This window comes from Desulfovibrio biadhensis, assembly GCF_055388615.1.
The window spans coordinates 2,519,845-2,546,258 of the sequence record NZ_AP042477.1; the positions used below are offsets into that span (position 1 = coordinate 2,519,845).

Below are 26,414 nucleotides of genomic sequence, written 5' to 3' on the forward strand. Positions count from 1 at the left end.
CGCACCCCCCCGGGGGAGAGTAGCTTCTTGCACCCCGAAACGCACTGAAGGACAAAGGTCCTTCGCCGCGGAAAGCATGGGGAAAACGAGGCCATACCATGCCGCCAAAAGGCTATACGCTTGTGCGGTACCGCCGCAGGTACGCAGTACGCAACGACAATTGGTTCACCATCACAAACTTCAATCACAAGAGCGCGGAAGCCTTGACCAATCCGAGTTCCAAGGAACTCGAGCGTCAGGAGCTTAACTATGCTTCCGAGGAAGAAGAGAGCAAGCAGACTAAATGAGCCGGGCCGTTGCGTCAGACGCCTCGGCAAAACACATGCGCCGGACGGGGGAGTTATTGTCCCGCCGGGCTGCTTTTCTGCATTGCTGCTCCCCTTGCTGTAAGGGATAAATACGCCGCATGCAAAACGCCCGTGTTTCCATTGTAGTGCTGGAAACACGGGCGAAAAATTTGCTGCTACGCAACGCCGCAACACAAAGCGGCGTTAGGGCCGAGCCTAGGCTTCGGCAGGAAGAACGTGAACGCGGGTGCGGACCTTGTTCTTGCGGGTGTACTTTTCGAAGGTGACAGTGCCATCGATGAGGGCGAACAGAGTCCAGTCCTTGCCCACGCCGACGTTTTTGCCGGGATGCCATTTGGTGCCCAACTGACGCACGAGAATGTTACCAGCCAGAACCTGCTGCCCGCCGAAGCGCTTGACGCCCCGTCGTTGTCCTATACTGTCGCGGCCGTTACGTGAACTACCGCCTGCTTTTTTATGAGCCATGACGAAAACTCCTCTGGTTTGGTAAAAGCCCGTTCAGGCGACTACGCCTGGATGGCCTTGACCTTCAGCTTGGTAAAGTCCTGGCGATGTCCCTGCTTTTTGCGGGAATCGTTGCGGCGCCACTTGTGGAAGACAACAATCTTCTTGCCGCGGCCGTGTTCGACCACTTCACAGGTGACTTTGGCGTTTTCCACATAGGGAGCGCCAACGGTGACATCACTGCCGCCGAGCATCAGGACCTTGTCGATGGCCAGCTCACTGCCGGGTTCGGCATTCAGGCGCTCGACCACGATCTCATTGCCTTCTTGTACGCGGAATTGTTTTCCGCCCGTCTCAATAATCGCAAACATGATATACAGACCTCCGGTGCAAAGAAAGAGACTTCTGCATGAAAAATGTGTTCTCGTCAAGCGGATTTTTTCAATCCCGCAGGATTTTTCTTTCCTGAGGGGTCTTTTCCCTCGCTTGAGTTTACCAGCCAGTAACAGCCACCAAGCGCCAGAATGACGGCGCCGATGGCCCAAATGTACTCCGGTTCAATCTCGCTGAAATCAAGCACAATGACCTTTCGCGCAGCAGCCATGATCGCCGTGGCCAGCACCAGGCGGGTGTGGATCATGTTGCGCTCAAGGTACATGGAGATGTTGGCGAAGATTTCTATGGCGATGAGCACCGCCATGAACGCGCCGAAGGTAGCTAGAATATCATGAATTGACAACAAAAAGTATGGGGGTGTGGTCAGACGGAGGTAGAGCATGTAAACCACGTCCAGAATTCCCCATAAAATAACGAAGGTCATCAGCACGGCCAAGGCTTTTACCGCAAGACGGATAAGGGCCTGCAGCCGGCTGATGAGCGAGCTGTCAGAGTCCAGAATGTGGCAGCTGATGGTGCAGTTGTCGACAGACCGGTTGTTTTCTTCAGCGCGTTTTCCTTCGTCCATAATTAAGGTTACTCCTTTGAGGTTCTTCGGGCGCGCCCTGCGTCCACTTCCTTGCGCAGGGCCTGTGCAGCGGCTTCAGGGTCGGGTGCGCTGCACAGCGCGGAAACCACGGCAACCCCATCGGCCCCGGCGGCCATGATGTCCGCGGTGTTGGCAACATTTACCGCGCCAATGGCCACAAAGGGGTGCTTTGTAAGCGTTCGCGCGCGGGCGATGCCTTCCATGCCCCACGGGGGCGCATGGTCCAGCTTTGTGCTGGTGGCGTGCACCGGCCCCACACCCAGATAGGCTACATCCAGGGGGGCTGCCGCCAGCAGCTGTTCTTCCGTGTCTATGGTCAGGCCTATGATGGCCTCTTTTCCCAGCAACCGGCGCGCGTCGGCGTAGGGCATATCGCTTTGCCCAATGTGCACACCGTCCACACCTGCCGCCAACGCTACGTCTATGCGGTCGTTGATCAACAGCGGCACACCCAGTGGCGCCAGCAGGGCGTGAAGGCGTTTTGCCAGCTCCACGAAATCGCGGGTGTTTGCCGTTTTTTCTCGCAACTGCACCAGGGTCGCCCCGCCTTTTACTGCGGCGGCCACTACGTCCTCAAGGTCGCGCCCCATACACAAGGGGCGGTCCGTGACAAGATATACGCTCAGATCAAGCACGATGTCTCCTTAGAAAAGAGGGCGCTTATCCCAACAGCTTGTCGATTTCTTCGGCAACCTTGACACCGGACAGCAGCATGCCGCCGAATATTGGCCCCATGCGGTAGGAACCAAAGCTGGCGTTGGCGGCCATGCCGGCAACCCATACGCCTGGGAACACTTCCTGGGTATTGCGCACTGTATTGGACTCGGCCACTTCGGCCCACATGGATTCTTCACCCTCGATACCGCCGGAGGGGGTGTTGAGCCGCACGTCGTTTTTGCGCGTGAGCGTGTGCAGAAGCTCCACGGCATGGCCGGTGGCTTCGATGACGTATTTTGTATCAATGACCAAGGGGTCGACGTGCAGACCGGCAATTTCCACAGGGGAGGAGTTGATGACCAGACCCGTGACGCGTTTGACCCCGTCTTCCTCGCGTACGGCCACGTCTTCCACACTCATGCAGTTGAAGACTTGCGCGCCGGCTAGGCAGGCCTTGGAGGCCAGGGTGGTGGTGGCGGTAACGGCGTCGCATGTCCAGTAATCATCCTTGAATTGCTTCAGGGGCACGCCGGCTTCTTCCAGGATGGATTTGGCGCTGTCCTGCACAACGATGAAGTTGAAGGTCATGCCACCGCCCCACATACCACCGCCGATGGAAAGCTTGCGTTCGAAGAGCGCGACCTTGCGGCCCTTGGAGGCCAGTTTCCAGGCTGCAGTGAGGCCGGATGGGCCGCCGCCGACAATAGCGACGTCCAGGTCCAGGCAGTTTTTGAACTTCTCGAAATACTCACTGATGATTGCTTCACTGATAATGCGTTCGTTCAAGGGCATGAAAGAGAAATCTCCGTTTTTATGGTATTATGTCACAAAAAAACAAACGTGAGAATACTTACTCGATATAGCTGGGCAGCACAACGCATGCAAAACGGCGGGAAAAATGCGCACCAGCGTATAGAACGCCGCCAAAAGTGAAGCCCCATGGAATGTTTCTGCGGCAATTTATGCGTATTGCAGCCAAAAAGAGGCAGCAACTGCCGCTGTCCTGAGAAGTTCTGGTTTTTACCTTGGATCCTGGGGATTGGGGTCCGAGGGCTCCTGCAAGTACCCCAACCCTGGCCACGAGGCTCCACGTACGCCGTACGCCCTTTTGCAAGGGAGAAGAAATGCCGGGGTGGGGAGGTCGCTCTCGACTCTGAAGACAACTCATTCATGGAGCGCAAGATGTTTTTTCTTGTATTCTAATTTCTTATGGGAATGCTCTGGCTCGCCCTTCCTGTTGCCAGCAGGCGCAATACCCCGAAAAATCCCCATTCCTGACACGCGATTTTGACCTGTTACAGCTTTCGGTGGGGATTGACAATTTCCCCCCAAAAACAGGAAAAGATAGTCTGTACTCCAGGCTATAGTCCTTTTCGGACAAACCTATTTTTATCAATATCCTAATTTCTTTTCGAAAGTTGATAGCGGATCGTAAAGAAACATAACCCGGAGGGCGCATGAGCAGTACTGGCAACAAATGTGGCTGCGGACAAAAGGGTATTTCTCGCAGGGGATTCATCAAATCCATGAGTGCCTCGGCAGTTGGCATGGTGGCCGTAGGAAGCGCCCTGCAGGCCAGGGCCGAAAAGCCTGACAAAAAAGAGGTTGCCATAGAGGAACCTGTCCAGGGAACGCGCATCACCCTGCACATTAACGGCAGGGATGCGAATGTGTTGGTGGAGCCACGCTGGACCTTGCTCTATGTATTGCGCGACGTGCTTGGCCTGGTGGGTACCAAGGAAGGGTGCGCAAGGGGAGAATGCGGCGCCTGCACTGTGCTCATTGACGATTTACCGCGCTATGCCTGCCTGACGTTGGCAGTGGAGGCGCAGGGCAAGACCATCGAGACCGTGGAAGGATTGATGGAAGGCGAGGAGCCCGGCCCCACGCAACAGGCCTTCATGGAGGAAGACGCCTTTCAATGCGGTTACTGCACGCCGGGGCAGGTCATGGCTGCAGAAGGACTGCTCCGGATGGCGCCGGCCCCTGATCGCGAGACCATTCGCCGTGGCATGAGCGGTAACCTCTGCCGCTGCGGCGCCTATGAACATATCTTCAACGCCGTGGAAAACGCGGCCAAGCGCAAGGGGTAAGCCATGGCCGAAAGCATGTACTTCAAAGGCGAGCATCCCCTGCCTGCAACGCCGGGCAAGGGGGAAGCGCCTGCTCCCTATAAGGATACCAATGTTCTTTCCACCTCACGCCCTCGCGTGGATGCCAAGGAGCGTGTCTGCGGCGAGGCTGTCTATCCATCTGACGTAAGGCTGCACGGCATGCTCTACGCCGTGATTTTGGGATCGCCCCATGCCAACGCGAAATTGACCAGCCTGGACATCTCCAAGGCGGCAAGCATGCCGGGCGTAAAAGCCGTGATAAGCGGCAAAGATGCCGATGCTGCCTATGATTGGCCCTACGCCGCCTCTGCAAAAGGGGCGCTCTTTCCGGAAGAGTTGCGGTTCGAAGGCGAGGTTGTGGCGGCCGTGGCGGCCGAGACATCCTGCCAGGCCTGGGACGCGGTACGCACCATCAAGGCTGGCTATGAGGTTCTGGACCATGTTTCCGACGAGCGGGACGCCCTTGCAGAGGGCGCCCAAAAGGTGGCCGCTGAAGGCAACCTGGTGAAGGAAAGTGATTACTCGCGGGGAGATGTGGACGCTGGATTTGCTCAGGCAGATGTGGTGGTGGAGCATGAATACCGCACCGCCTGCGAGATGCAGACGCCCATCGAACTGCATGGCTGCACCGCGCGTTGGGATGGTGAAGGGCTGACGTTGTGGGAGAGCACACAGGGCGTATACGCCGTGCAATCCCGCGTGGCCGAAGTGCTGGACCTGCCCCTTTCTCGCGTTCGCGTTGAAGGCCAATACGTAGGGGGCGGTTTCGGCAGTAAGCTGGAAACCGGCAAGTACTCTGTCATTGCCGCGCTTCTGGCCAAACGCACGGGGCGTCCCGTCCGGCTTTTTCTCCCCAGGGAGCAGGTCTATCTGACAATGGGCAACCGCCCGCCTTCTACCATGAAGATGAAGATTGGCGCCAAAAAGGACGGCACCATCACAGCCATGGAATACTCCGGCCTGGGCGCCAGCGGCGCTTGGCCCGCAGGGGGCGCGTCACTGTTGGATTGGCTGGCCAAGGACCTGTACACCTGTGCGAACGTACGTACAAAATTGCAGGATGTATTGATAAACGCCGGCCCTGCGCGCCCCTTCCGTGCGCCGGGCTACCCCCAGTGCTCCTGGGCGGTGGAGCAGGCCATGGACGAAGTGGCCGAAGGCATTGGCATGTGTCCGGTGCAATTCAGGCTGAAGAATATTCCCAAAGTATCGCAAGGGCGTGAAGGCCAGCCCGAATACACCACCACAGGCCTGGAAGAGTGCATTCGTAGGGGCGCAGAAGCCTTTGGCTGGGAAGACGCCAAGAAACGCACCGCCAGTCAGGACAAAAACGCCGTGAAGCGCCGCGGCGTGGGCATGGCTGCTGCCAACTGGTACATAGGGGGCGGGTGGCCGCCTTCCACCGTTGTGCTCAAAATGTTCCCTGACGGCAGCGTGAATCTGAACATGGGCGCGAGCGACATAGGCACAGGCACCAAGACCATCATGGCCATGGTGGCGGCAGAGGAGTTGGGCGTGGACCCGGACTCCATCGAAATCATCAATGCGGATACGGGCGCTACCCAATACGCCTCCGCCAGCGGCGGCAGCAAGACCGTGCCTACCGAAGCGCCCGCCGTGCGCGAGGCAGCCATAAACCTGAAGCAGGAACTGCTGCAGATGGCCTCCGAGGAACTGGATGTGCCGGTGGAGAAGCTGACCTTCACTGGGCCTACCATAGAAGGGGGCGGTAAGAGCAAAAAAATCACTGAACTGTCCAAGTTGAACGGACAGAAGGTTGCCATGGGGATTGGCCATAAGGCGCCGAATCCTGCGAACAAGGTCGTTATCCCTTTTGCCGCGCAATACTGCGAGGTGGAAGTGGATACCCTTACAGGAGAAGTTTCGCTGCAACGATTTGTTGCTGTCAGCGAGAGCGGGCGCGTCATGAACGAAATGACCTACCGCAACCAGACCATCGGCGGCGTCACCATGGGTGTAGGGCTGGGCATGACCGAAGCCCGCATGCTGGACCGGTCTACGGGGAAACTGCTGAACAAGAATTGGCACGATTACAAGCTGCCCACCGCCCTTGACGTGCCTGCGACATTGCAAACCCTGGCTGTGCAGTTGCCGGACGACGAGGCCAACATCACAGGCGCCAAAGGATTGGGCGAGCCTGTAACGGTTCCCACGGCTGCCGCCATCGCCAATGCAGTATACGACGCCGTCGGCGTGCGCATGACAGAAACCCCCATCAACCCGACCACGCTGGTAGGCCGTATTGCTGCGCAACAGCGTTCAGGAGCGTAATATGTTTCCAGCATTCGCATATGCCAGACCTGGCACAGCGGCGGAGGCCGTACAGCTCATGTCCAGGGATAATGCCGCGCTGCATTCCGGCGGCACAGATCTGCTCTCCTGCCTCAGGGAGCACATCTTCCCTGTGGAAACGGTGGTCAGCCTGGCGGATGTCCCCGACCTGACCGGCATTGCTAAGTCCGGCAAGGGGCTTACCGTGGGCGGCATGACCACGATAACCGACATAGAAAAAAGTGAAATGCTTACGGGGGCGTATCGCGCCCTTGCCCAGGCCGCGGGCGAGGTTGCCAGCCCGCAAATTCGCCACCAGGGCACCATTGGCGGCAATGTCTGCCAGAAATCACGCTGTTGGTATTACCGCGGCGAGTTCGACTGTATTCGCAAGGGCGGTTCGAAGTGCTACGCCTTCAAGGGGGAGAATCAGCTCCACTGTATCTTTGGGGGGGCGAACTGCTACATGGTGCACCCTTCGGATCCATTGCCGGCGCTTGCTGCCCTGGATGCCAAGATCATCGCCCTGGGCCCGTACGGGGAGCGCGCCATCCCGGCGGAAAGCTTTGCCATGGATCCTTCGGACGATCCTACAAAGGCTACGGTGCTTGATTTCGATGAGGTTGTGCTGCGTATCGAGCTTCCCGCCTGGCCGGGAGGAGCCTATGGCAGCTACCGCAAGGTGCGCGCACGGCGCTCCTGGGACTTCTCCGTGACCGGCATGGCCCTGACCCTGGTCAAGGAAGGCAACAAGGTGAAACGCGCCCGTGTGGTGTTTTCCGGTGTGGCGCCGATTCCCTGGCGCTCCAAAGCCGTGGAAGAGGTATTGCAGGGCGCGTCCCTCAATGCCGATACCATCAGCAAAGCGGTGCAGGTATCCTCCGAGGGCGCAAAGGCCCTGGAGCACAACGCTTACAAGATTCCGTTGCTGCACGGCGTGGTGCGCGAGGAGCTGACCAAGGCGGCTGAAGCGTAAAAGTATTAGGAAAGGGGGCGCTTTGCAGTGAAATGCAGGGCGCCCCTTTAATGTCTGCGCTCGCAATCCACATGCACATCTGGGGCGCTTATTGTCAGCGCGTCCATCATACCCTCGCCAAGGGGTTCGTAGCGCACATCTATGCGTTGCCCCTTGCCGAGTTGCTGCAAGGTAGCGGCAATGCGTTTTGCTGCATCCGCACTCTGTGCAGGGCAGAAAATCTCCTGTCCGTACTCCACCATGATTTTTACCTGGGGTTTGCCCTCCATATCCTTTTCCACGGATACGGTGTCGATGGTGTAGTCGTGCAGGGAGCCATAGGCTTCGCCCCGCGCCGTGGCAGGCTGCGCAAGGAGCAGCAGGGGCAGCAGAAGCAAAAAGGAGATGCGTAACGTCATGGTGTTTTCCTCCCAATAAGATGCGGTCTATTTCTCCAGGGCTTGCAGGCGTTTTTCCAGGTCCTGCTCAACGTCTGCGCCCCAGCTTCGCTTGGGAAATTTTGCTATGAAGGCCTGGTAGCGCTCGTAATATTGCCTGGCGGTGCTGGCTTTTTTGCAGATGACAGCCGCCATGGCCGCGCCAAAAAGCAGGTGGTGCGGCTGGGCCATGTTTGCGCAGTAGGGAGAATTTGGGAGAAGGGAACAGGCTTTTTCATAGGCCGCCAAAGCCTCCCAGGGGGCAGGGGGGTGCTGGTGAAAAAGTAGCCGCTTGCCCTCCAGGCTATACAGGGGCGCCTGCAATTCCGGAGGGAATAGGTCCATGGCTTCCTGCAGCATGGTTTGCGCCTGTTGCAGATTATCGCTGCCTGGTTTGTTAGATTCCATAAGCAGGGTGTTTATACGGCGCACCCTGCATGTGAGCTCGATCTTTCGGGCCGTGGCGCTATTGGCTCCGTGGCGAAGCCTGACCCAGAAATCCACCAGAGAGCGAATCGCAAAGGTCATGAGCCCCGTATCGCAGCAAAATGCCGAGATCATGAAAAATGCGCCAACGGGGGGCGAATCCTTACCGCGAACAAAGGCGGCAGGCTCTGTGTCGGAAAAATTACCTGCCGGCACTAGTACCCCTGCATGGCGCGCAATACGTCATCGATAGCCTGAATGACCTGGCGGTCTGGATTCTCTGCGCAGAGTGTGCCGATCATCTCACCCAGGTCTTCCCAGCTGTCGGGGTCGAATTCCGTGGAGCCGGTCTTGGCAGTGTAATAACCGTCAATCCAGACCACCACCGCCCCAATGGATTCATCATCCAGACTCAGCAGGTCGTGGCACGTCAGCGAGTTGATATTGATTGAGTATGCCTGGGCAGGCACGGTCTGCAGCAGGCATACAATGGCAATAGCGCAGATGGCGGATGCGAGCAGAAGTCGTATCATGGCGTTCTCCTGGAGTTTGTATACCTTGCGAACTACGCAAGAAACAGGATTCTGGCAACGGAAATAACGAAACAGTGCGTCATAAGAAAAGCCCCGTCCGTAAAGTAACGGACGGGGCTCGTTTTCGCTGTATGGCTAAGTTTGCCGCTACACTTTGCAGGCAGTGCGCAGGTCGGCGGCTGCGTCGGTCTTCTCCCAGGTGAACTCGGGGAGTTCGCGGCCAAAGTGCCCGTAGTTGGTGGTCTTGGCAAAGATGGGGCGCTTCAGGTCCAGACGCTTGGTAATGAAGTAGGGGCGCAGGTCGAAGACTTCCTTAACGGCGTCAGTCAGGACCTTGTCAGGCACCTTGCCGGTTCCCATGCCGGTGGCCAGCACGGAAACAGGTGCGGCGCGGCCGATGGCGTACGCGATCTGCACCTGGCACTTGTCGGCCAGGCCGGCGGCGACAACGTTCTTGGCTACGTAGCGCGCCATGTAGGCGCCGGAGCGGTCAACCTTGGAGGGGTCTTTACCGGAGAAAGCGCCCCCGCCGTGACTGCCCATGCCGCCGTAGGTGTCCTGGATGATCTTGCGGCCGGTGACGCCGCAGTCGCCCAGAGGACCGCCGATGACAAAGCGGCCAGTGGTGTTGATGTATATTTCCAGCTTGTCGTCCACCAGGTCTTCCGGCAGCACGGGGCGGATGATCTCTTTTTTGATGGCTTCGCACAGGTCCTGGTAGTCAACGTCCGGGCTGTGCTGCGTGGAAACAACCACGTTGTCGATACGCTTGGGCTTACCGTCCACGTACTCGACTGCCACCTGGGTCTTGCCGTCAGGGCGCAGGAAATCAAGGATGTTTTCCTTGCGGACGTAGGTCAGGCGGCGGGAAAGCTTATGCGCCAGCGCGATGGGCGTGGGCATCAGGGTCTCGGTTTCGTTGCAGGCAAACCCGAACATCATGCCCTGGTCACCAGCGCCCTGTTCTTCCGGCTTCTGCCTGTTAACGCCCTGGGCGATGTCTGCGGACTGCTTGTCCAGAGAGGAGATGACAGCGCAGGTTTCCCAGTCAAAACCCATATCGGAATGGCAGTAGCCGATATCGCGTACGGTGGAACGGACCACGTCGTTCAGATCAACGAAGCCGGAGGTGGTGATTTCACCGGCGACAAAAGCCATACCAGTGGTGACCAGTGTTTCACAGGCAACCCTGCTTTCGGGGTCCTGCGCCAGGATGGTATCCAGAACACTGTCGGAAATGGAGTCAGCCACTTTGTCGGGATGGCCTTCGGTAACGGATTCGGATGCGAAGAGATACGTGCCCTTGTTGTCGATCATGGTCGGTTTTCCTCCGGTCGCATGAAGGTTCGGGTTTCACGGACAGGCTTAATGACGCGTTCAATTTGCTGCACATCTGGCGTCTTCCAGGGCCGGTTCGTTGGTTTACGGCGCCGGCCGCGGCGCCACTGTGCATGCCGCGTTGTCATTACGTTGTTGTTGGCCTTGTCCGGGGCAAGTTTGACTATAGTTTCACGAGCTGCAGCACCTGGGAATAAAGATTCGCAAGCACTGCGCGCCAGTAAAAAACATAAAAAATGTCCTCTTCCGATGTGGAGACAGCGCCTGCTGCTAAAACGCCAGTGTTTGCTTGCGCAGACATGGCTTTCCCTGTCATGGCGTCAGGCCTTGTCTCGGCCGGAATAGCGGCGGTCGAAACCGCAGCGACAAGGGGAGTGCTACATGGTCTTGCAGTTAATGTCAACTTATCAAGATATACTGATATAGTTTGGCGACAAAAATTGTCCCCAGCTTCCGGAGGCCTTCATTGCCAATGAGCTGGGTGGAGTGTATTTAGGAAAAGTACTCGCTTAACCCTTGCTCCATAAGGCGGCATGGAGTATGGAGCACTCTCTGCGGAGGGATGGCCGAGTGGTTGAAGGCGGTGGTCTTGAAAACCACTGACGGGGTGACTCGTCCGGGGGTTCGAATCCCTCTCCCTCCGCCATTTTATATCCCGCCTCCTTTCAGCTCGCCCGAAAATCAGAAAAAATAGCCTGCAGGTCAATCCTTCCCTTTTGGCGTGGATAAGCGTGTCTAGGGCTGCATCAAGAGACGTTGGGATAGATGGATTGGTGAGACTGGTTCAGTTTCGCCCCCCCTGTCATTCCCGCGCCGGCGGGAATCCAGTATTTTGTGCTTCATGTGCAGTCTGAAGATCAATGGATCACGTTACACCTGGATCCCCGATTTCTCGGGGGTGACAGTGTGTAAGCGATTGAATTGTTGCACAGGCTACGGCTTGTTGTATTTCTTCTGCTGGTACTTGGGGGGGCGGACGTATGCGATACTTCTCCACCAGCCCCCCCTGTCATTCCCGCGCAGGCGTTAATCCAGTATTTTGTGCTTCATGTGCAGTCTGAAGATCAATGGAATACGTTACACCTGGATCCCCGATTTCTCGGGGATGACAGTGCGTAAGTGCTTGCATTGTTGCACATGATGTAACTTGTTGTATTCCTGCTGCCGGTGCTTGGGGGGGGCGGACGTATGCGATACTTCTCCACCAACCCACCTTGTCATTCCCGCGCAGGCGGGAATCCAGTATTTTGTGATTTATTCGCAGCCTGGAGATCAATGGATCACGTTACACCTGAATCCCCGATTTCTCGGGGATGACAGTGCGTAAGCGATTGCATTGTTGCACAGGCTATGACTTGTTGTATTCCTGCTGCTGGTACTTGGGGGGGGCGGTCTTATGCGATGCTTTTCTACCAGCCCCCTTGTCATTCCCGCGCCGGCGGGAATCCAGTACTTTGTGTTTTATTCGCAGCCTGAAGATCAATGGATCACGTTACACCTTGATCCCCGATTTCTCGGGGATGACAGTGCGTAAGCGATTGCATTGTTGCACAGGCTATGACTTGTTGTATTCCTGCTGCTAGTGCTTGGAGGGGCGGACGTATGCGATGCTTCTCTATCAGCCCCCCCTTGTCATTGCCGCGCAGGCGGGAATCCAGTATTTTGTGTTTTATTCGCAGCCTGGAGATCAATGGAAGACATATCAATACAATGAGTTGTCGGCTAGCGCATCTTGCGTCGCGCTGCAGCGCAAGGTCTACATCGCACCATGAACGTGGACATAAAAGCGGGACCCGAGGTGTTGCCACGCCCAGGTCCCGGTCTGTTTTGTCAATGGTATGTCCGGATCAGGGATTTATATGCCCCCCGCCATGGTGTTTTTAGGTGTGGGTTTCAGGTAGACAACAGACATGGCGCTCATTTTCTTGTCGATTTCACGCCCCATGTCCTGTGCTTGTTGCTTGAGCATTTCCTTTTCGCCAAAGATGATGGCGTCGGTCATGCACACTTCCGCACAGACAGGCACTTCGCCCGCAACCACGCGGTCATAGCACAGATTGCACTTGTGGGCTTTTTGGGTCGTCTTGTTAAATTGGATGACCCCCCAGGGGCAGGCTTCGATGCAGGCCTTGGAGCCGCTGCACTTGTCCGGATCGATACGTACGATGCCGTTTTGCGGGTCCTTGGTTATTGCCTCTGCCTTGCACGCTTTCATGCAGGGCGGGTTCTTGCAATGCTGGCAGGGCACCACCCAGCTATGCTCGCTGAGCATGGGGTACACCCCCGCGGTCTCGGATTCCACGCGCAGGTAAAAGGGGATTTCATGGGGCATGCAGTTTTCGTGGTCCACTATGCCGTGATGATTACGACAGGCCACCACGCAGGTTTTGCAGCCAATGCACTTGTCCATGTCTATCATCAAACCGAGCTGTGTCATGGCTGCCTCCTTATTTGCTTATCCGCACACGGGTGGATACGTGGGCTTCGCCGCCGATGAGGTCCTGCCACTGGAGGTGGGAACCGGCGTCCGGGATGAGTTCATTGTCACAAACGCCTGCGCCGGCGGCCACGCGTCCCACAGTGGCGCCAAATCCGTGCATGATGCCGACGCAATCAGGCCGGATATGCTCCGTGAGTTTGACCGGGATCTTGACCTCCCCGGTGCGCGAGCTGACCGTTATGGTGTCGCCATCAGAGATGCCCAGCTTATTTGCGGCTGCCGGGTTCAAGATGGCCGGATTGTCATACTGCCCAGAAGCCGGGTCGCGGAGCTGCGCGTTGTTGCAGGACCATGGGCCCGTGCCATTTATGTGGATGCGCCGGTAGCTGATCATGACAAAGGGGTAGTCCTGGGCATTGGCGTCGTATTCCGGGGCAAGAATTGTGCGGGGGAGCTGCTGCCCGACGTCCTCCAGGTCTTCCCAGTACAGGTGGACTTTTCCCGTGGGCGTGCCGAAGCCGCCGTCCTTATACTTGTAAAATCCCATGGTGCCGGGAGACCACTTGCCGCCCATCTGTTTGAGCTTTTCAACGGACAGCCCCAGCCCCTTGAGCTGAATGTCATAGTATTCCACGTCATCCTTGAACGTGAAATACTCTGGGAACATGCGCTTGCCCAGCTCGATGAACACCAGGTTGGAGTGGCGCGCTTCGCCCGGAGCTTCCACCAGGGGCTGGCGCAACAGGACACCGTGGCCAAAGTTGTACCACCAGGGCATGTAGAGAAGCTCGTAGCGTTCAAAGTGCGTGCGGTCGGGCAGCACCAGGTCGGCGTATTTGCCCGTTTCGGACATCATAATGTCTGTATTGAGCAGGAATTCCAGGAGGTAGTCGCCGTTTTCGTCCTTCATGCACACGGCTTTCTGCCATTCCTTGTTGCCCATTTCGGTGAGCGCGGGGTTGGCCTCGGTCACCAGCAGGATTTTGAGGCTGCCGTCCTTGATGGCTTGCGTTTCATACCAGGTGGGCTCCAGTATGAAGCTGTAGTTTCTGAATGCCTCCCGATAAAGCCTTTTTCCTGCAATGGCGGCGGGCCGGGGGGCAGGGGCTCCACAGGACTCATGGGGGTCAGCTGCGGCAGAGGTTGGCCGCCGGGGTTGTCCAGGTTGCCGGTGATGGTCAGGAAGATGGACCAGGCGTGGCCGAAGTCCAAGGCCTGGCCGAGCATGATGGACTTGAAGCCGTCGACACCCACGGCAGGGGCCTCTGCGCAGAGGGTGGCCAGCTTTTTAATGTCTTCTGCCGGAATGTCGCAGATTTTACTCATGGCCTCGGGGGTCATGTCTTTTACGTGGGCTTTGACCTTTTCAAAATCGCCCTCGCGCACCCATTCTTCCACGAATTTTTTGTCGTAGAGGTCGTTTGCAATGATGTGGTTGATCATTCCCAAAAACAGGGCCGTATCACCTGAGGGGCGGATGGGAATCCACCAGTCCGCCTTGGCAGCATCCGGGCTGAAGATGGGGTCCACCACGATGAGTTTTGCGCCGCGTTCCTTGGCTTCCATTATGTCTTTGGGCACGCAGGCGTCATCCAGGCATCCAAAGGCGTGGCGCCCTACCAGGAGAATGATGCCGCCCTTTGGCATGGTGAACCAGGCAGGGGGAATATGGTGGTTGGGGATACCGCCCCAGCATTTGATTTCCGAGACGATTTTTGCCGAATCGCAATGGGGCAGGCCGGTATTGATGTAGCCGCCGTATGCGTTGAGGAAGTGCCACTTCGGGTCTGTAAGGGAGTGTGGGAAAAAGCTGTAGGTTAATTTGTGCGCCTCGCCACGGTCATACAGACTGCGCAGCTTTTCTTCGATGATGTTCAGGGCCTCGTCCCAGGATATTTCCTCGAACTTGCCTTCGCCACGTTCGCCCACACGTTTGAGGGGTTTGGTCAACCTGTCCTTGGCGTATTGCAGGGTCACGCCGGCCATGCCCTTGACGCAGGCTTTGCCCCCGTATTTTGGGTTGCCTTTTACCTCGGTGACCTTGCCGTCCTTGATTTTTGCAAGAATGGCGCATTCAGCCTTACACTGATAGCATACTGTTGGATGCCATCCATCCTGTACCATAATATCCTCCTTACGTTGCCCCCATCACTGGATGGGGTATGCCGCTATGTGCACAGGGTTCAGGCACGCTACGCAAGCGTGTCTGGAATATCGCCTGGATAGCCGGGATTGCGCTTGTGAAACAGGCGCACGGCTGCCCATGTGAGCAATATGAATCCGGCGAAAAGCCCCCAGACAGTGTAGTTGAACGCGGAGTATTCCATGGCTAAAGCTTCATTTTGTATGAGGTTTTGGAATTATATATCTCCTGGACGTGTTTGGGGTTGGAGACAAGTTGAAAAGGGATGCCCACAAAGAGGATGCCGCCCACCAGGTTGCCCAACACGGTGTAAAGCTGGTTGTGGGCCCAGCCGTATTGCCCGAAGCCCCAGTGCAGGAGGACAGGGTCGACGATTCCCTTGCCCTGGGCCAGGGCCATGAACATATCCTGCTGAAAGAGTGGCAGCGCCAGAAATCCGATGTTGGCGATACAGTGTTCGCTCATGCCTGCCACAAACGCCAGGGGGCCGTATGCGGCCATGGCAATTTTTGCGATGTCGCCCTCTGCCTTGACGAAAAGGATGGCCGCAACCTGCAGCATCCAGGTGCAGACAATGCCCATGACGAATATTTGCGTGGCGGTGTAGCCCATTTTGGAAACGCCGATGGCGTGGGACTTGGCCAGCCACGGCCAGGCCGCGTATGAGCCGCTTTTGCTGATCAGCCACATGAAGAACATGCTGCCCAGGAAGTTGCCGATATAGCCCAGGGTTATGCCCCATATAAAGCTGCCCCAACCAATACGTCGGTGGAACACGCCGATGACGCCGATATACATGTCTGCGGTTACCAGGGTCATGCCGCTCATCATGATGATCACCAGGGAGAACATGAAGACGAGCCCCATGAGCAGATTGGCCAGGCCTGGCGCCAGGTTTTCACCAACTCCTGCAGAAACGGAAAGGGCCAGGGTCGCGCCGAACACGACCATGGCCCCTCCGATAAACGCAGAAGTCAGGTAGGCTAATGGCCGGTTTCTGACCATTTCCCATTTGTAACTACAGATGTCAGCAACGCGGACGACAAGGTCATCAATGGTTGCGGGCATTTCCACCTCCATAAACCTGGTCGGAAAACAAGGAACAGACTTTGTAGAACAATATATATTAAGTCTGGAACAGACTTGATCGCATGAACGGGATTGAATTTCCCTATAATGAATATCTAAATGTAGAGGTACCTGCTGGCGACATAAATAGTCAATGGATTATTTTGAATTTACGTCTGGTGTTTATGGGCATTTGCGGTGTGTATTGTTTTTATGGACGTTTTTCGTACTGTGCATGGATGCAAACGCGGTTTGATGTGTGGCTGCCCTACAAAAGTTACCAAGGGAAAGGCAAAAAAGGGTGAGGTAAACGGAACGAAAAAGGCCATGCCAGCCCCTTTGGTTCTGTCTCACTGCTTGTACAGCAAAACAACAGGGGCCGACATGGCTTTTATGGCAGGGAAAGAAAGGACTACTGTTTCATTTTGCGGCGAAATCCAATAAGGCCGGCAAGGCCGGACCCGAGCAGCCACACGGCGCCAGGAATTGGTGTGGCGGATGGATTATGACCAAAAGATATTTGCGCCTTACTGTATTCATCTCCGCGCACAAAATCCCCAGCGATGGAGAGCATGCCTTGCATGGAGAAGCCAGCGCTCAAGTTCACGCCTTGAAGAAACCAGTCCACCCAGCCATCTCCGTATGTAACACCGATATCCCCCAGGGACTGCCCGTTGAGGACAAGCCCGTTCAGCGCGACGGATGTCCCCACATCATAGGCGCGCATGGAAAATTGCATGTAGTTATAGTCATCACGGTCAATGATGTCATAGGACATCCAGGTCATGTCCTGTGGATTGGCACTGTTGCCATAACCAGCCCAAATCAATCCAGTGTTCACGTTATAGGAAAAATCAAAATACGTAATGCTGGGGTAGTTATACTCAGCATTCGTACGGTCACCAACATTTGTTCCAAAGAGATAGATGTCGGTATTTGGGAATGATCCGCCAACTTTAAGGTTTTTGAACCGAAGTGTCCCGCCATCCTCGGTCCCAGCCAGGTAGCCATCCTGGATGGTCAACGCGCTGGCATGTCCTGCCAGAACGCCAACCAGGCATAGCGCTACCAACCCATAGAAAACCCTGGAAAATCTCATGGTCACTGCCCTCCTCAATTGAAAATTGAAACTTCAATTGCCATTTGCCGTCCAGCATAATGTGCAAAAATGGAACCTGATTATTAAACATCAATAAGTTGAGCGGTTTTTATTATGAGGTCCATTTTGGGGGAATGCATTTTTCCGGAAAAACAGGACTCATGGAGAATTCGTGGGCGCTGCTACCTTTTCAGATTCATGTATTTTTGTTCTTCAAAACAGATGCTTAAAAAAAACTAGTTTGATTGTCTGCCCCCCCTCGCCAATTGGTAAATTCACGCAGAAAATGAATATATCTATTTTTTCGATACATTACGTGTTTTTTTAAAAGAAATATATATGGATCGGTAATTGTCTGGAAAAAATGGAAAAATCAAAGCGCTATGTCTATACATGCCTGCGCATGGACTCGATACGTTTCACCTGCAAGCACCAAATGCTTGATGGAATGAGCCTGCATGGGCAGATGAGGTTCAGAAATAGCGAACTCCTGGTCGTGCTCCAGCAACAATAAGGTATCTCATTGTGTGTCATGCAATGATTTTACGGAAGTGCTGACCTGGAGTGATTTGGCATAGGGTAGATATTGTGAAATCGAAGCAGCTTGTAGTAACAAGGAAGTGTTCTTTTCGAGGCGAAAGAACATGCTGTTTATAGTTGTCGTTCAAAAGGGCAGCATGTATTCCTGGTATGAAATGTCACAATACAAGCAAGATTCCTGGTGTGGAATACAGTGGACAGGATAATACTCCTGAATAGACATCGGGTTCAAATATCCAGTTGCCTGATTGTCATGAGCAAGTACTTGTAATATGGACATGATCTGCTCGAGAAAATACGTCCAATATGCGAGAAGCCACACCTGCAAGAATGGCGTTTTTTGGTGAGGTCGTTTAAACTGGATTTGCTGAGGGGAAGGGCGGCATGAAAGAAGTGCAAGCCACGTATAGCAAGCAGATTCTGACTGCACTGTTGCGAGCCGGAAGGAAAAAGCGGTTGCTTGCGCTCTCCATGTTGATCGCCGTTTTTGTCTGGGGAAGTGCGTTTTGGGTCCTGCCTGCTTCCAGTGAGGCAAGGAGCACTGCCGATGGCAATGCCCCGGTTGTAGTCAAAGTGGGGGCCTACGAGAACTACCCCAAGGTTTTCAAAGACGATTCAGGCAACTACGCCGGTATTTTCCCTGACATTGTTTCCGCCATAGCCGCAAAGGAAGGCTGGGAAATCCAGTACGTTCCCTGCACCTGGTCAGAGTGTCTCGAACGTCTGGAATCCAGAGAAATCGATGTCATGGTGGATGTCGCCTACTCTCAACAACGGGCCAGACGATTTGCCTTCAGCGATGAAAGCACGTTCATCAACTGGGGTGTGGTGTATACGCGCGGCGGTCTGAATGTGGAAGGGCTGACAGACCTCCAGGGGCTGCGTGTGGCGGTGATGCAGGGAAGTATCCACACCTCGGGCGAGCAGGGCATCAAGAACATTCTGGATCGATTCAGTGTAAAACCGAAAGAATACATTGAGGTTGCCGGCTACAAGGAAGTCTTTGGTCTGCTCGATACCGAACAGGCCGACGCCGGCGTGGTGAACAGGATTTTCGGTGCTGTGTTCGCCATGGACTACAACGTTGAGAAGACCCCCATCATTTTTAACCCCAGACAGTTGCATTTTGCCTTTCCCTTGGACAGTCCACGCACGCCCGTTCTCAAGGCGGCCATAGACAATGGGCTACGGGAACTTAAAAAAGACAATAATTCAATATATTATCAATCGCTGGATCGTTATTTGAGCATTGGCTCCGTGCCGCACGCTCCAAACCGCGCAGACAGAGGGGGCAAAAAGGTTGCCCTTACCGATGAGGAACGGGCTTGGGTAAAAGATCACCCGGTTATCCGTTACGCCATTGATCCTGAATTCGTACCGTATGAATTTCTGGGGGCGGATGGCTCCTACAACGGAATTGTCTCAGACTACGTGAAGCTGCTGTCGGAGCGTCTGGGCGTAGAGTTTCAACGTGTGCCCGATCTACAATGGGTCGACGTTGCAAAAAAGATCAAGCAAGGAGAACTTGATGTTCTCCCTTGTGTTGGCAAGACCGAAGAACGGCAGGATTACTTGCTTTTTTCCCGCCCCTATTCGCAATTCCACCGCGTGATCATCACACGGAGTAATGCGCCGTTTATTACTGGTCTCGAGGACATAGCCGGCTTGCGTGTGGCTGTGCAAAAAAACTCCTCCAACGCGCTCATGCGCAAAAGCTACGAAGACGCTCTGGAGCGCTATACCTCTGAATTGCAGCAGGCAAATGACAGCCTGCAAGACCTGGATCGCCTGAAATCCATGTTCATCGCGTCCATGTCCCACGAGCTCCGCACGCCACTCAACTCCATTATTGGATTTACGGGAGTTATGTTGCAGGGGCTGGCGGGAGATTTGAATCCGACGCAAAAGGACCAGCTTACAAGGGTGCAGCAAGCATCCAGGCACCTGCTGGAACTTATCACTGACGTCATTGATATCTCGAAGATAGAATCAGGGCGCATTGACGTTTACGTACAGGAATTTTCCCTTGGTGAGGTTATTGAAGAGGCGGTAACCACAGTGGAATCGCAAATCAGGAAAAAAAGTCTGGACTTGCATCTGAATATGGATGGAGATGTTGCATTGCGCACAGATCGCAAGCGCGTTTTGCAGTGTCTGATCAATTTGCTATCCAATGCAGTGAAGTATACAGAACAGGGAGAGATAACACTTGATGTGGTTAAAAAACAAGAGTTTGTCGAGATTAGGGTGACAGATACCGGCATCGGCATCGATGCAAAGGATCTGCCCAGACTTTTTCATGCCTTTGAGCGGTTCGACTCGCACCTGAAGGTTAAAGCGGGGGGCACAGGCTTGGGGCTGTATTTGACGAGCAAACTGGTGACTGATCTGCTACGCGGGGACGTTCTCGTTGAAAGTGAACTTGGACGGGGCAGTACGTTCGGCTTGTGTATTCCTGTGGATTTGGAAAAAGCCAGGAAGAATGAGGACGTCAGACCGGAGGAAAAGGCATGAAACGCGCCTTGATTATAGAAGACAACGAGAACAACCTTGAGCTTATCTCTTTTATTCTGAAAGCGAACGGTTATGCCTGCCTGAGCGCAACACACGGCGAGGCAGGCGTGGAAACTGCCTTGCTGGAGTTGCCGGATTTTATTCTGCTGGATATCCAACTGCCTGATATTCCTGGCACAGAAGTGCTCAGGCGGCTCCGAGAGCAAAAGGAAACCGCGACCATCCCCGTCATCGCGGTAACTTCATACGCCATGGCTGGAGACAGGGAGCGTTTGTTGGCTGCCGGCTGCGATGGCTACATAGAAAAGCCCATCGACCCCCTGCTGGTTATGGAGCAAATTCAACAAATTTTAGAGAAGCTGTGATGCCTACGCTGGTATTGGTTGTCGAAGACGACGAGAACTCCAGGCTGCTGCAGCAGGCAATGCTTACCAGCCAGGGGTATGAGGTGCTCTCCGCGGCGCATGGCAAGGAAGCTGTGGAGCTGTTGCACAGTCATGACGTGGACTTGATTATTTCGGACATCCTGATGCCGGAAATGGATGGATATGCCTTGTGCCGGTATTGCAAGTCCGACCCGCGGTATAAAAACATTCCTTTTGTGTTTTACACGGCGACCTATACAAACCCCGAGGATGAGCAGCACGCGCTTGATGTCGGCGCCTCGAAATTTATTGTCAAACCCATGGAAGTGGACGATTTTTTGAGGGAAATCCGTATCGTTCTGGAGCAATACCGTGAAAACAGGCTGGAGGTGAAGTCTGAAGTCGCCAAGCCCAGGAACGAGCTGAATGCCGACTACTCCACGATTCTAGGGAAAAAGCTGGAAAAGAAGGTTCAGGAAGTGAACCTGGAAAGACGGCGTGCGGAAGTGAGCGAAGAAACCTATCGCAAACTGGTGGAGTTCGCTACCATCGGGATAATGCGCATATCCCCGGATGGCAGGCTTGAGACCGTGAACGAGCGAATGTCCGAGATACTGGGCTATGCCTCGCCGGAGGATATGCAGGCGCGCTGTGAAGATTGCGTGCAGAATGTTTTTTTCGATCCTCAGGATAGAAAAAGGCTCATCGACAAGCTGGGCGAGCGTGGTGAATTACGCAATGAGGAGTGCGTCTTCAGGCGTGCGGACGGCAGCGCCCTATGGGTGGAAGTGAGTTCTCGCGTCCTTCTGGATGAGGCGGGCAAGGTAGTCTGCTACGAAGATTTTGTCAGCGATATTTCGGTTCGCAAACGTGCGGAAAAGAGCCTGCTTGATGCGAAGGAAAGCGCGGAGGAAGCCAGCAACGCAAAGTCTGCGTTTCTTGCCAACATGAGCCATGAGATAAGGACGCCGCTCAATGGCCTGGTAGGTATGCTGCGGTTGATGGAAACAACGGGACTGAGCGCCGAGCAGCAAAAATACATTGATATCGCTTTGCTTTCGAGCAAGCGGCTGACACGCCTTCTTTCGGATATCCTTGATATTTCCACGGTAGAAGCCGGCAAGATGAGCATCATTATGGAGCCCTTTGATTTGAAGGACGCCATTGACAGTGTGTTCCAGCTTTTTTCACCGGTGGCCATGGAAAAGGGGCTTGATCTGCTAGTGCACTTCAATCCTGAAATCCCGGCATCGATAATCGGGGATACAACACGCCTGCAACAGGTGCTGAACAATCTGGTGGGCAACGCCATCAAGTTTACCAGCGAAGGGCGAGTGGAAATTGAAGCACACCCGCTCCCTTCTGGAAAAGAAGGGGAGTACCGTGTGCTGTTTTCTGTCTCCGATACGGGCATAGGCATGTCTGATGCGCTGATCCAGCGACTTTTTACCCCGTTTACCCAGGCGGAAGGAAGCTACAGGCGGAAGTTTCAGGGGGCTGGGCTGGGACTGGCCATCTCCAAAAGAATAGTGGAGTTCATGGGCGGGGCCTTGGCTGTTGTGAGCGAAGAAGGAGAAGGGGCGACATTTTATTTCAGTATTCCTTTCAAGAAAGCTGCTTCAGAAACACCCCAACCCAAGAGACGCTTGCAAGAGCCCGTTGCAACCGGGCTGCAATTGCTGCTTGCAGACGATTCCGTGTTCTCCAGAATTGCCATTGGAAAACAGCTGGAAAAGCTCGGGCATCATGTCATGGAAGTGAACGATGGTGAAAAAGCGCTAGCCAAACTCCGGGAAAAGCCCTTTGATCTGGTGTTCATGGATGTGCAAATGCCCATCCTAGACGGTGTTGAAGCTACTAAAGCGATCAGAAAGGGTGATGCCGGGGCGGAGAACATGAATATTCCCATCATTGCCATTACAGCATATGCAATGACGGGCGATAGGGACACGTTCTTGGATGCCGGCATGGATGGATACGTGGCAAAGCCTGTAGAAATTGAAGATATCCAAGAAGAAATGAACAAGGTGCTTGCCGCCAGGCAGTAGGGCAGCCGCTCATGGTTACAGGCGGTGTTTTTGGCTGCACAACGCGGATGACAGCCGCAAACCGCTTTCATTGGTCTGCGTCTTTCTTCTGATGTTGCGTGCGTTGCAATCAGACGGATGAGTTCCTGCCCGTGGTGCAGGATTGCCCGTGGGGCTGCGTGCCCATATCCTTCACCCTTTTTATTTCCGCTTGCAGGCTGTTGAGGTCTACAGGCTTGACAACATAGCCGTTCATCCCCCCTTCAAGAAAAGTTGTTTTGTCGCCATCCATGGCGTAGGCGGTCATGGCTATGATGGGGACATCCCTGTTCGTTGCTCCAGCTTCACCGGCGCGGATGATCTTTGTGGCTTCCATGCCGTCAAGAATCGGCATCTGAATGTCCATGAGCACCAGGTCGAAGGAATTCTCCTGCATTTTTTCAATCGCCTGACGCCCATCATCCACGCCCAATGCCCGGTGCCCGAGTTTTTCAAGAAGCTTCAACGCCACCATCTTGGAAATCTTGTCGTCTTCAGCCAACAACACGTTAAGGCTGCCAGCGTGGGGCGCTTCCTGCTCAGCCGGTTGCATTGCAGCCGTTGCATCGGAAAGGGCAAAGGGGATGCTGAAATGAAATGAAGAACCACTGCCTTCTTCACTTTCGACGGAAATGGTGCCGCCCATCAATGAGACCATGCGTTTGGATATGGCCAATCCCAGTCCGGCCCCTTGAAATCTGCGCTTATAGTGGCTTTCTGCCTGTATAAACGGGGAGAACAGTTTGTTCAGCACAGTGTCACTGATGCCAATCCCCGTGTCCGTGACTGTAAAGAGTATGCGGCACTCATTCGCCTTATTTGTGGCCAGTGGATGGGCGATAATCGCAATATGCCCTGTATTGGTAAATTTTAGGGCATTGCCCACAAGGTTGATGAGTACTTGTTGCAGTCGTGTGCAGTCCCCTTTCAATACGGTGGGTATTTCGGGATTGATGTCTACACGCAATTCAAGACCTTTTTCTTTTGCAGATGGCGCAAAAAGTTGCACAACAGCGTGTATGGAATCCTTAAAATCAAAGTCTTCCATAGTGATTGTGTACTTCCCTGCCTCCACTTTGGAGAGATCCAGTATGTCGGAAAGCAGACGGCTCAGGCGTTGAGAAGAGAGTATGGCCTGGTGTATGAAATCATCACGCTCCTGGGCATCTTCAGTGGAGCGAAGCAACTGGAGCATCCCGAGAATGCCGTTCATGGGCGTGCGGATTTCATGGCTCATGTTGGCCAGGAATTCGCTTTTGGCCTTGTTTGCCTCCTCGGCTTTTTCCTTGGCCTCGATCAGCGCTTCTTCAGCGCTTTTTTGCTCGGTAATGTCCCGGAATTCTACAACCCTGACCTGCTTCCCCCTGTAGGGAATGTTCTTGGCCTGCAGGCGCAGTGGGTATTCTTCGCCATTTTTCCGGATCCCACGGGCTTCATAGGGTTCTTCGTACCCTGCGTATATGTTGCCGCGGACCAGATCGCGGGTTTGCTCGGTAATGAGCAAAAGTCCATCCATGCCGATGAGTTCTTCCATGGTGTAGCCGGTTATGTCGCATAGCCCCTGGTTGCAGTCCAGGATGCGCCCCTTGTCGTGGATGGTGATGCCGCCAAAAGAGGCGTTATGCAGGGCCTTGAACCTGATTTCGCTTTCTTTGAGCGCATCTTCACGCCGTTTGCGTTCAGTTATGTCCTGGTTGACGCCAATGCTTTTTACGAACCTGCCTGCCTCATCCTTGATGACGACGAACCGGACGACAATGTGCCGGATTTCGCCATCTTTTCTAAGGATGCGGTGTTCGACCTGCGCAGGCGAGCCTGTGTTTTCACCTGCCAAAAACCTGTTTGTCTCAGTGGCTACCATGCCGGCGTCTTCAGGAAGCAGGAATCTCTGTGCGTAGACCTCGGCGGACATGAAAGGACCGCCCTCTGCTTCTGTGGTTGTTCCGTAAAGGGCGTAGAAGCGATCGCCAAAGGTGAAGATGTGGGTGGTCAGGTCAAATTCCCAAGGCGCCATGCGCGACATTTCCATGGCAATTGTCTGTTGGTCTTCCTTTTCAGCGAGAATTTGCCTGGATTTTTCATTACGATTGATAAAGACATAGGTCATGGCTCCCAGAGCCACACAAAAGGCCAGAAAAGTAAGCCTGTCGATCAGATTGTCCAGTGAGATTTTGGTGAAAAGGGCTTCAAACAGGTTCTGGGGGCCTTCCAGCAGGAGAAAACGCAAATTCTCGTGGAAGAACGCGTAATCAAGCACTGAGTCTATCACCCAGAAGAGCACCCCCGTAAAAAGGGCGCCGCCAAAACAGATCAGGCCAATATGGCGTCTGGATGTCCTACTGCTCATTTGTTGTCCCCAACTGCGGCGAGATGGTCGTATAAAGATCGTCCGTAACCATGAGCAGGTTTGGCGGTGGAGTATAACCTATCAGTTCGGCGGTCTTCAGGTTCAAAGCCAGGCGAAAGCTTTCTCTAAATACCTGTTCAATATCACCAGGGGATGCTCCGTTCAGGATACGCGCCATTGTGTCTGCGTAAAATTGGCCGGTAAGGATAAAATCCTTTTTGGCGGTGGACATGAGGACACCGCGCTGCACCAGGGAACTGCCCCGGATAGACCATGTGGGTATGCGGGATTTGATGAAAATGGGGAGTGTGCGCCCCACTTCTTTGGAAACCGCGCAGGTGTGGTCGTCATAAAGGAAGGCGTCAACGACAGGGGCCAGTTTTTTTGCACAGGACACATATTCCGCAACGGACTCCTCGTAATTCGTAGCGCCTTCTGCATTGGTGGCTTCGCAGGTCACAAGTTCAAAATCTGCCTGTGCAGCCGCGTCTTTTACTTCGTCCAGGTAGGCGTACCCCCTGCCGTAGTTAGAGTCCTGGTAAATAATCCCAAGCCGTGAGAAAGCAAAAATATCGTGAAACAAAAGAACCTGCCGCAATACGCGCGTAGGGTCGGTGCGTACGTGGACATGATCGAACCCTGAATCTTCAGGGCTGGGAATTATTCCGGCCGTAACGGGGTTGGAGGTGGACATGACCATGGTTGGTACGTGGTGTTTGTCATTGACCATGTCCAGCCCGGCCCAGGTGCCCAGAGCCCACACCAGGTCGTAACGCCCTTGTGCTAGTTCCTGGATGAGGCGGGTTTGATTCTTCTGTCGTTGGTCCTCATCCCACCCGGCGGAGTAGTACCCCGTTGCGGGGAATATGAGGTAATCGCTGCGCGCGTGTGTGGCCAGCCAGTTCCATATCTCAGCGGTATCCGTCTGGTCATCGGATTGGGGCAAGGGAGCGTGCTCGATCCACCCCATTTTCATGAGCGCGCTAATGGTAGCCAGGAGCGTGGTCTTGTAGTCGGGCCAGTGGCCGCCTTCGTAATAGGCAATGCGCCATTTGCTTCCCGTGTTCAGACATGGGGAAGTGCTTTGTGACCATACTGGACGCACCGTGAACACGAACACGAATATGGTTGTCAGGAGCGCTGCACGTAATATGGAGGAAAAAAAGCCCCCCTGCAGCGACGAGGCAAACACCATTTTTTGATACAAGATGTAATCCCCAAAAGTCGCAATTTGACGATAAAGATACCTGTGAAAAGGTAGGATAACACTATGAAAGGGTGAAGCTCAAGAACAATTGGATAGTAAAACTGATGTACACGACGTTGGAAAAATTAACCGTAAC

General features: G+C 54.5%; 25 protein-coding genes and 1 tRNA gene. 8 read left to right on the forward strand and 18 right to left on the reverse strand.

The features are described from left to right. Window positions 1-98 precede the first annotated feature (98 nt). Window positions 99-287, forward strand: a complete 189-nt coding sequence (locus ACZ5EH_RS11035) for a hypothetical protein (protein WP_464278180.1) — start codon at window positions 99-101, stop codon at window positions 285-287. A gap of 216 nt (window positions 288-503) precedes the next feature. Here ACZ5EH_RS11035 and rpmA read toward each other — a convergent pair whose 3' ends face one another. Genes rpmA through ACZ5EH_RS11060 form a run of 5 tightly spaced genes read right to left on the reverse strand, consistent with a single transcriptional unit; the run spans window position 504 to window position 3,186 of the window. Beyond that, window positions 504-773: a 50S ribosomal protein L27 gene (rpmA, locus tag ACZ5EH_RS11040; protein ID WP_464278181.1), complete on the reverse strand. Its 270-nt coding sequence runs from the start codon at window positions 771-773 to the stop codon at window positions 504-506. Window positions 774-814: 41 nt separating this feature from the next. Continuing rightward, window positions 815-1,123: a 50S ribosomal protein L21 gene (gene rplU / locus ACZ5EH_RS11045; protein WP_464278182.1), complete on the reverse strand. Its 309-nt coding sequence runs from the start codon at window positions 1,121-1,123 to the stop codon at window positions 815-817. Window positions 1,124-1,179: 56 nt separating this feature from the next. Continuing rightward, on the reverse strand, window positions 1,180-1,716 hold the full coding sequence (locus tag ACZ5EH_RS11050) for a phosphate-starvation-inducible PsiE family protein (RefSeq protein ID WP_464278183.1): 537 nt from the start codon (window positions 1,714-1,716) through the stop codon (window positions 1,180-1,182). An 8-nt stretch (window positions 1,717-1,724) separates the two neighbouring features. Beyond that, a complete protein-coding gene (thiE, locus tag ACZ5EH_RS11055; protein ID WP_464278184.1) occupies window positions 1,725-2,372 on the reverse strand; it encodes a thiamine phosphate synthase in 648 nt (215 codons plus the stop codon). Window positions 2,373-2,397: 25 nt separating this feature from the next. Next, window positions 2,398-3,186 carry a sulfide-dependent adenosine diphosphate thiazole synthase gene (locus tag ACZ5EH_RS11060; RefSeq protein WP_464278185.1) on the reverse strand — a complete coding sequence of 263 codons (789 nt, stop codon included), beginning with the start codon at window positions 3,184-3,186 and terminating at the stop codon, window positions 2,398-2,400. 665 nt (window positions 3,187-3,851) lie between these two features. On the opposite strand from ACZ5EH_RS11060, the gene ACZ5EH_RS11065 reads away from it, so the two are divergent. Genes ACZ5EH_RS11065 through ACZ5EH_RS11075 form a run of 3 tightly spaced genes read left to right on the forward strand, consistent with a single transcriptional unit; the run spans window position 3,852 to window position 7,776 of the window. After that, window positions 3,852-4,487, forward strand: a complete 636-nt coding sequence (locus ACZ5EH_RS11065; protein WP_464278186.1) for a (2Fe-2S)-binding protein — start codon at window positions 3,852-3,854, stop codon at window positions 4,485-4,487. A 3-nt stretch (window positions 4,488-4,490) separates the two neighbouring features. After that, window positions 4,491-6,800: a xanthine dehydrogenase family protein molybdopterin-binding subunit gene (locus ACZ5EH_RS11070; RefSeq protein WP_464278187.1), complete on the forward strand. Its 2,310-nt coding sequence runs from the start codon at window positions 4,491-4,493 to the stop codon at window positions 6,798-6,800. 1 nt (window position 6,801) lies between these two features. Then, on the forward strand, window positions 6,802-7,776 hold the full coding sequence (locus ACZ5EH_RS11075) for an FAD binding domain-containing protein (RefSeq protein WP_464278188.1): 975 nt from the start codon (window positions 6,802-6,804) through the stop codon (window positions 7,774-7,776). A 47-nt stretch (window positions 7,777-7,823) separates the two neighbouring features. Here ACZ5EH_RS11075 and ACZ5EH_RS11080 read toward each other — a convergent pair whose 3' ends face one another. From ACZ5EH_RS11080 to ACZ5EH_RS11100, 5 genes are all read right to left on the reverse strand, one after another. After that, window positions 7,824-8,174, reverse strand: coding sequence for a hypothetical protein (locus ACZ5EH_RS11080; protein WP_464278189.1), 351 nt, complete (start codon window positions 8,172-8,174; stop codon window positions 7,824-7,826). Window positions 8,175-8,201: 27 nt separating this feature from the next. After that, entirely contained in the window at window positions 8,202-8,834 is a 633-nt protein-coding gene (locus ACZ5EH_RS11085; RefSeq protein ID WP_464278190.1) for a hypothetical protein, read from the reverse strand. Continuing rightward, window positions 8,834-9,151 (reverse strand): HdeA/HdeB family chaperone, encoded by a 318-nt coding sequence (locus ACZ5EH_RS11090; protein WP_464278191.1) that lies wholly within the window; start codon window positions 9,149-9,151, stop codon window positions 8,834-8,836. Before ACZ5EH_RS11090 ends, ACZ5EH_RS11085 begins: the two co-directional genes overlap by 1 nt. 147 nt (window positions 9,152-9,298) lie before the next feature. Next, on the reverse strand, window positions 9,299-10,468 hold the full coding sequence (metK, locus tag ACZ5EH_RS11095; RefSeq protein WP_464278192.1) for a methionine adenosyltransferase: 1,170 nt from the start codon (window positions 10,466-10,468) through the stop codon (window positions 9,299-9,301). Between the two features lie 184 nt (window positions 10,469-10,652). Beyond that, complete coding sequence (locus tag ACZ5EH_RS11100) at window positions 10,653-10,790, reverse strand: hypothetical protein (RefSeq protein ID WP_464278193.1); 138 nt, start codon at window positions 10,788-10,790, stop codon at window positions 10,653-10,655. A 255-nt stretch (window positions 10,791-11,045) separates the two neighbouring features. Here ACZ5EH_RS11100 and ACZ5EH_RS11105 point away from each other — a divergent pair. Further along, window positions 11,046-11,135, forward strand: a tRNA-Ser gene (locus ACZ5EH_RS11105). 1,209 nt (window positions 11,136-12,344) lie between these two features. Here the strand turns inward: ACZ5EH_RS11105 and ACZ5EH_RS11110 are convergent. From ACZ5EH_RS11110 to ACZ5EH_RS11135, 6 genes are all read right to left on the reverse strand, one after another. After that, the gene (locus tag ACZ5EH_RS11110; protein WP_464278194.1) at window positions 12,345-12,926 is read right to left on the reverse strand and encodes a 4Fe-4S dicluster domain-containing protein; all 582 of its coding nucleotides are present in this window, start codon (window positions 12,924-12,926) and stop codon (window positions 12,345-12,347) included. Between the two features lie 10 nt (window positions 12,927-12,936). Then, on the reverse strand, window positions 12,937-13,902 hold the full coding sequence (locus ACZ5EH_RS11115) for a molybdopterin dinucleotide binding domain-containing protein (RefSeq protein ID WP_464278195.1): 966 nt from the start codon (window positions 13,900-13,902) through the stop codon (window positions 12,937-12,939). Further along, window positions 13,899-15,053 (reverse strand): molybdopterin-containing oxidoreductase family protein, encoded by a 1,155-nt coding sequence (locus tag ACZ5EH_RS11120; protein ID WP_464278196.1) that lies wholly within the window; start codon window positions 15,051-15,053, stop codon window positions 13,899-13,901. Before ACZ5EH_RS11120 ends, ACZ5EH_RS11115 begins: the two co-directional genes overlap by 4 nt. Window positions 15,054-15,121: 68 nt before the next feature. After that, a complete protein-coding gene (locus ACZ5EH_RS11125) occupies window positions 15,122-15,256 on the reverse strand; it encodes a hypothetical protein (protein WP_464278197.1) in 135 nt (44 codons plus the stop codon). Window positions 15,257-15,258: 2 nt separating this feature from the next. Beyond that, a complete protein-coding gene (locus tag ACZ5EH_RS11130) occupies window positions 15,259-16,140 on the reverse strand; it encodes a formate/nitrite transporter family protein (RefSeq protein ID WP_464278198.1) in 882 nt (293 codons plus the stop codon). Between the two features lie 412 nt (window positions 16,141-16,552). Continuing rightward, on the reverse strand, window positions 16,553-17,239 hold the full coding sequence (locus tag ACZ5EH_RS11135) for a VPLPA-CTERM sorting domain-containing protein (protein WP_464278199.1): 687 nt from the start codon (window positions 17,237-17,239) through the stop codon (window positions 16,553-16,555). A 924-nt stretch (window positions 17,240-18,163) separates the two neighbouring features. Here ACZ5EH_RS11135 and ACZ5EH_RS11140 point away from each other — a divergent pair. Genes ACZ5EH_RS11140 through ACZ5EH_RS11150 form a run of 3 tightly spaced genes read left to right on the forward strand, consistent with a single transcriptional unit; the run spans window position 18,164 to window position 22,706 of the window. Continuing rightward, a complete protein-coding gene (locus ACZ5EH_RS11140) occupies window positions 18,164-20,293 on the forward strand; it encodes a transporter substrate-binding domain-containing protein (RefSeq protein WP_464278200.1) in 2,130 nt (709 codons plus the stop codon). Continuing rightward, window positions 20,290-20,658 (forward strand): response regulator, encoded by a 369-nt coding sequence (locus ACZ5EH_RS11145; RefSeq protein ID WP_464278201.1) that lies wholly within the window; start codon window positions 20,290-20,292, stop codon window positions 20,656-20,658. The genes ACZ5EH_RS11140 and ACZ5EH_RS11145 overlap by 4 nt, the downstream gene beginning before the upstream one ends. Continuing rightward, window positions 20,658-22,706 carry a response regulator gene (locus ACZ5EH_RS11150; RefSeq protein ID WP_464278202.1) on the forward strand — a complete coding sequence of 683 codons (2,049 nt, stop codon included), beginning with the start codon at window positions 20,658-20,660 and terminating at the stop codon, window positions 22,704-22,706. Before ACZ5EH_RS11145 ends, ACZ5EH_RS11150 begins: the two co-directional genes overlap by 1 nt. 109 nt (window positions 22,707-22,815) lie before the next feature. On the opposite strand, the gene ACZ5EH_RS11155 is transcribed toward ACZ5EH_RS11150, so the two are convergent. After that, window positions 22,816-25,071, reverse strand: a complete 2,256-nt coding sequence (locus ACZ5EH_RS11155; RefSeq protein ID WP_464278203.1) for a PAS domain-containing hybrid sensor histidine kinase/response regulator — start codon at window positions 25,069-25,071, stop codon at window positions 22,816-22,818. Continuing rightward, window positions 25,061-26,278 carry an ABC transporter substrate-binding protein gene (locus ACZ5EH_RS11160; RefSeq protein ID WP_464278204.1) on the reverse strand — a complete coding sequence of 406 codons (1,218 nt, stop codon included), beginning with the start codon at window positions 26,276-26,278 and terminating at the stop codon, window positions 25,061-25,063. The genes ACZ5EH_RS11155 and ACZ5EH_RS11160 overlap by 11 nt, the downstream gene beginning before the upstream one ends. Window positions 26,279-26,414 lie beyond the last annotated feature (136 nt).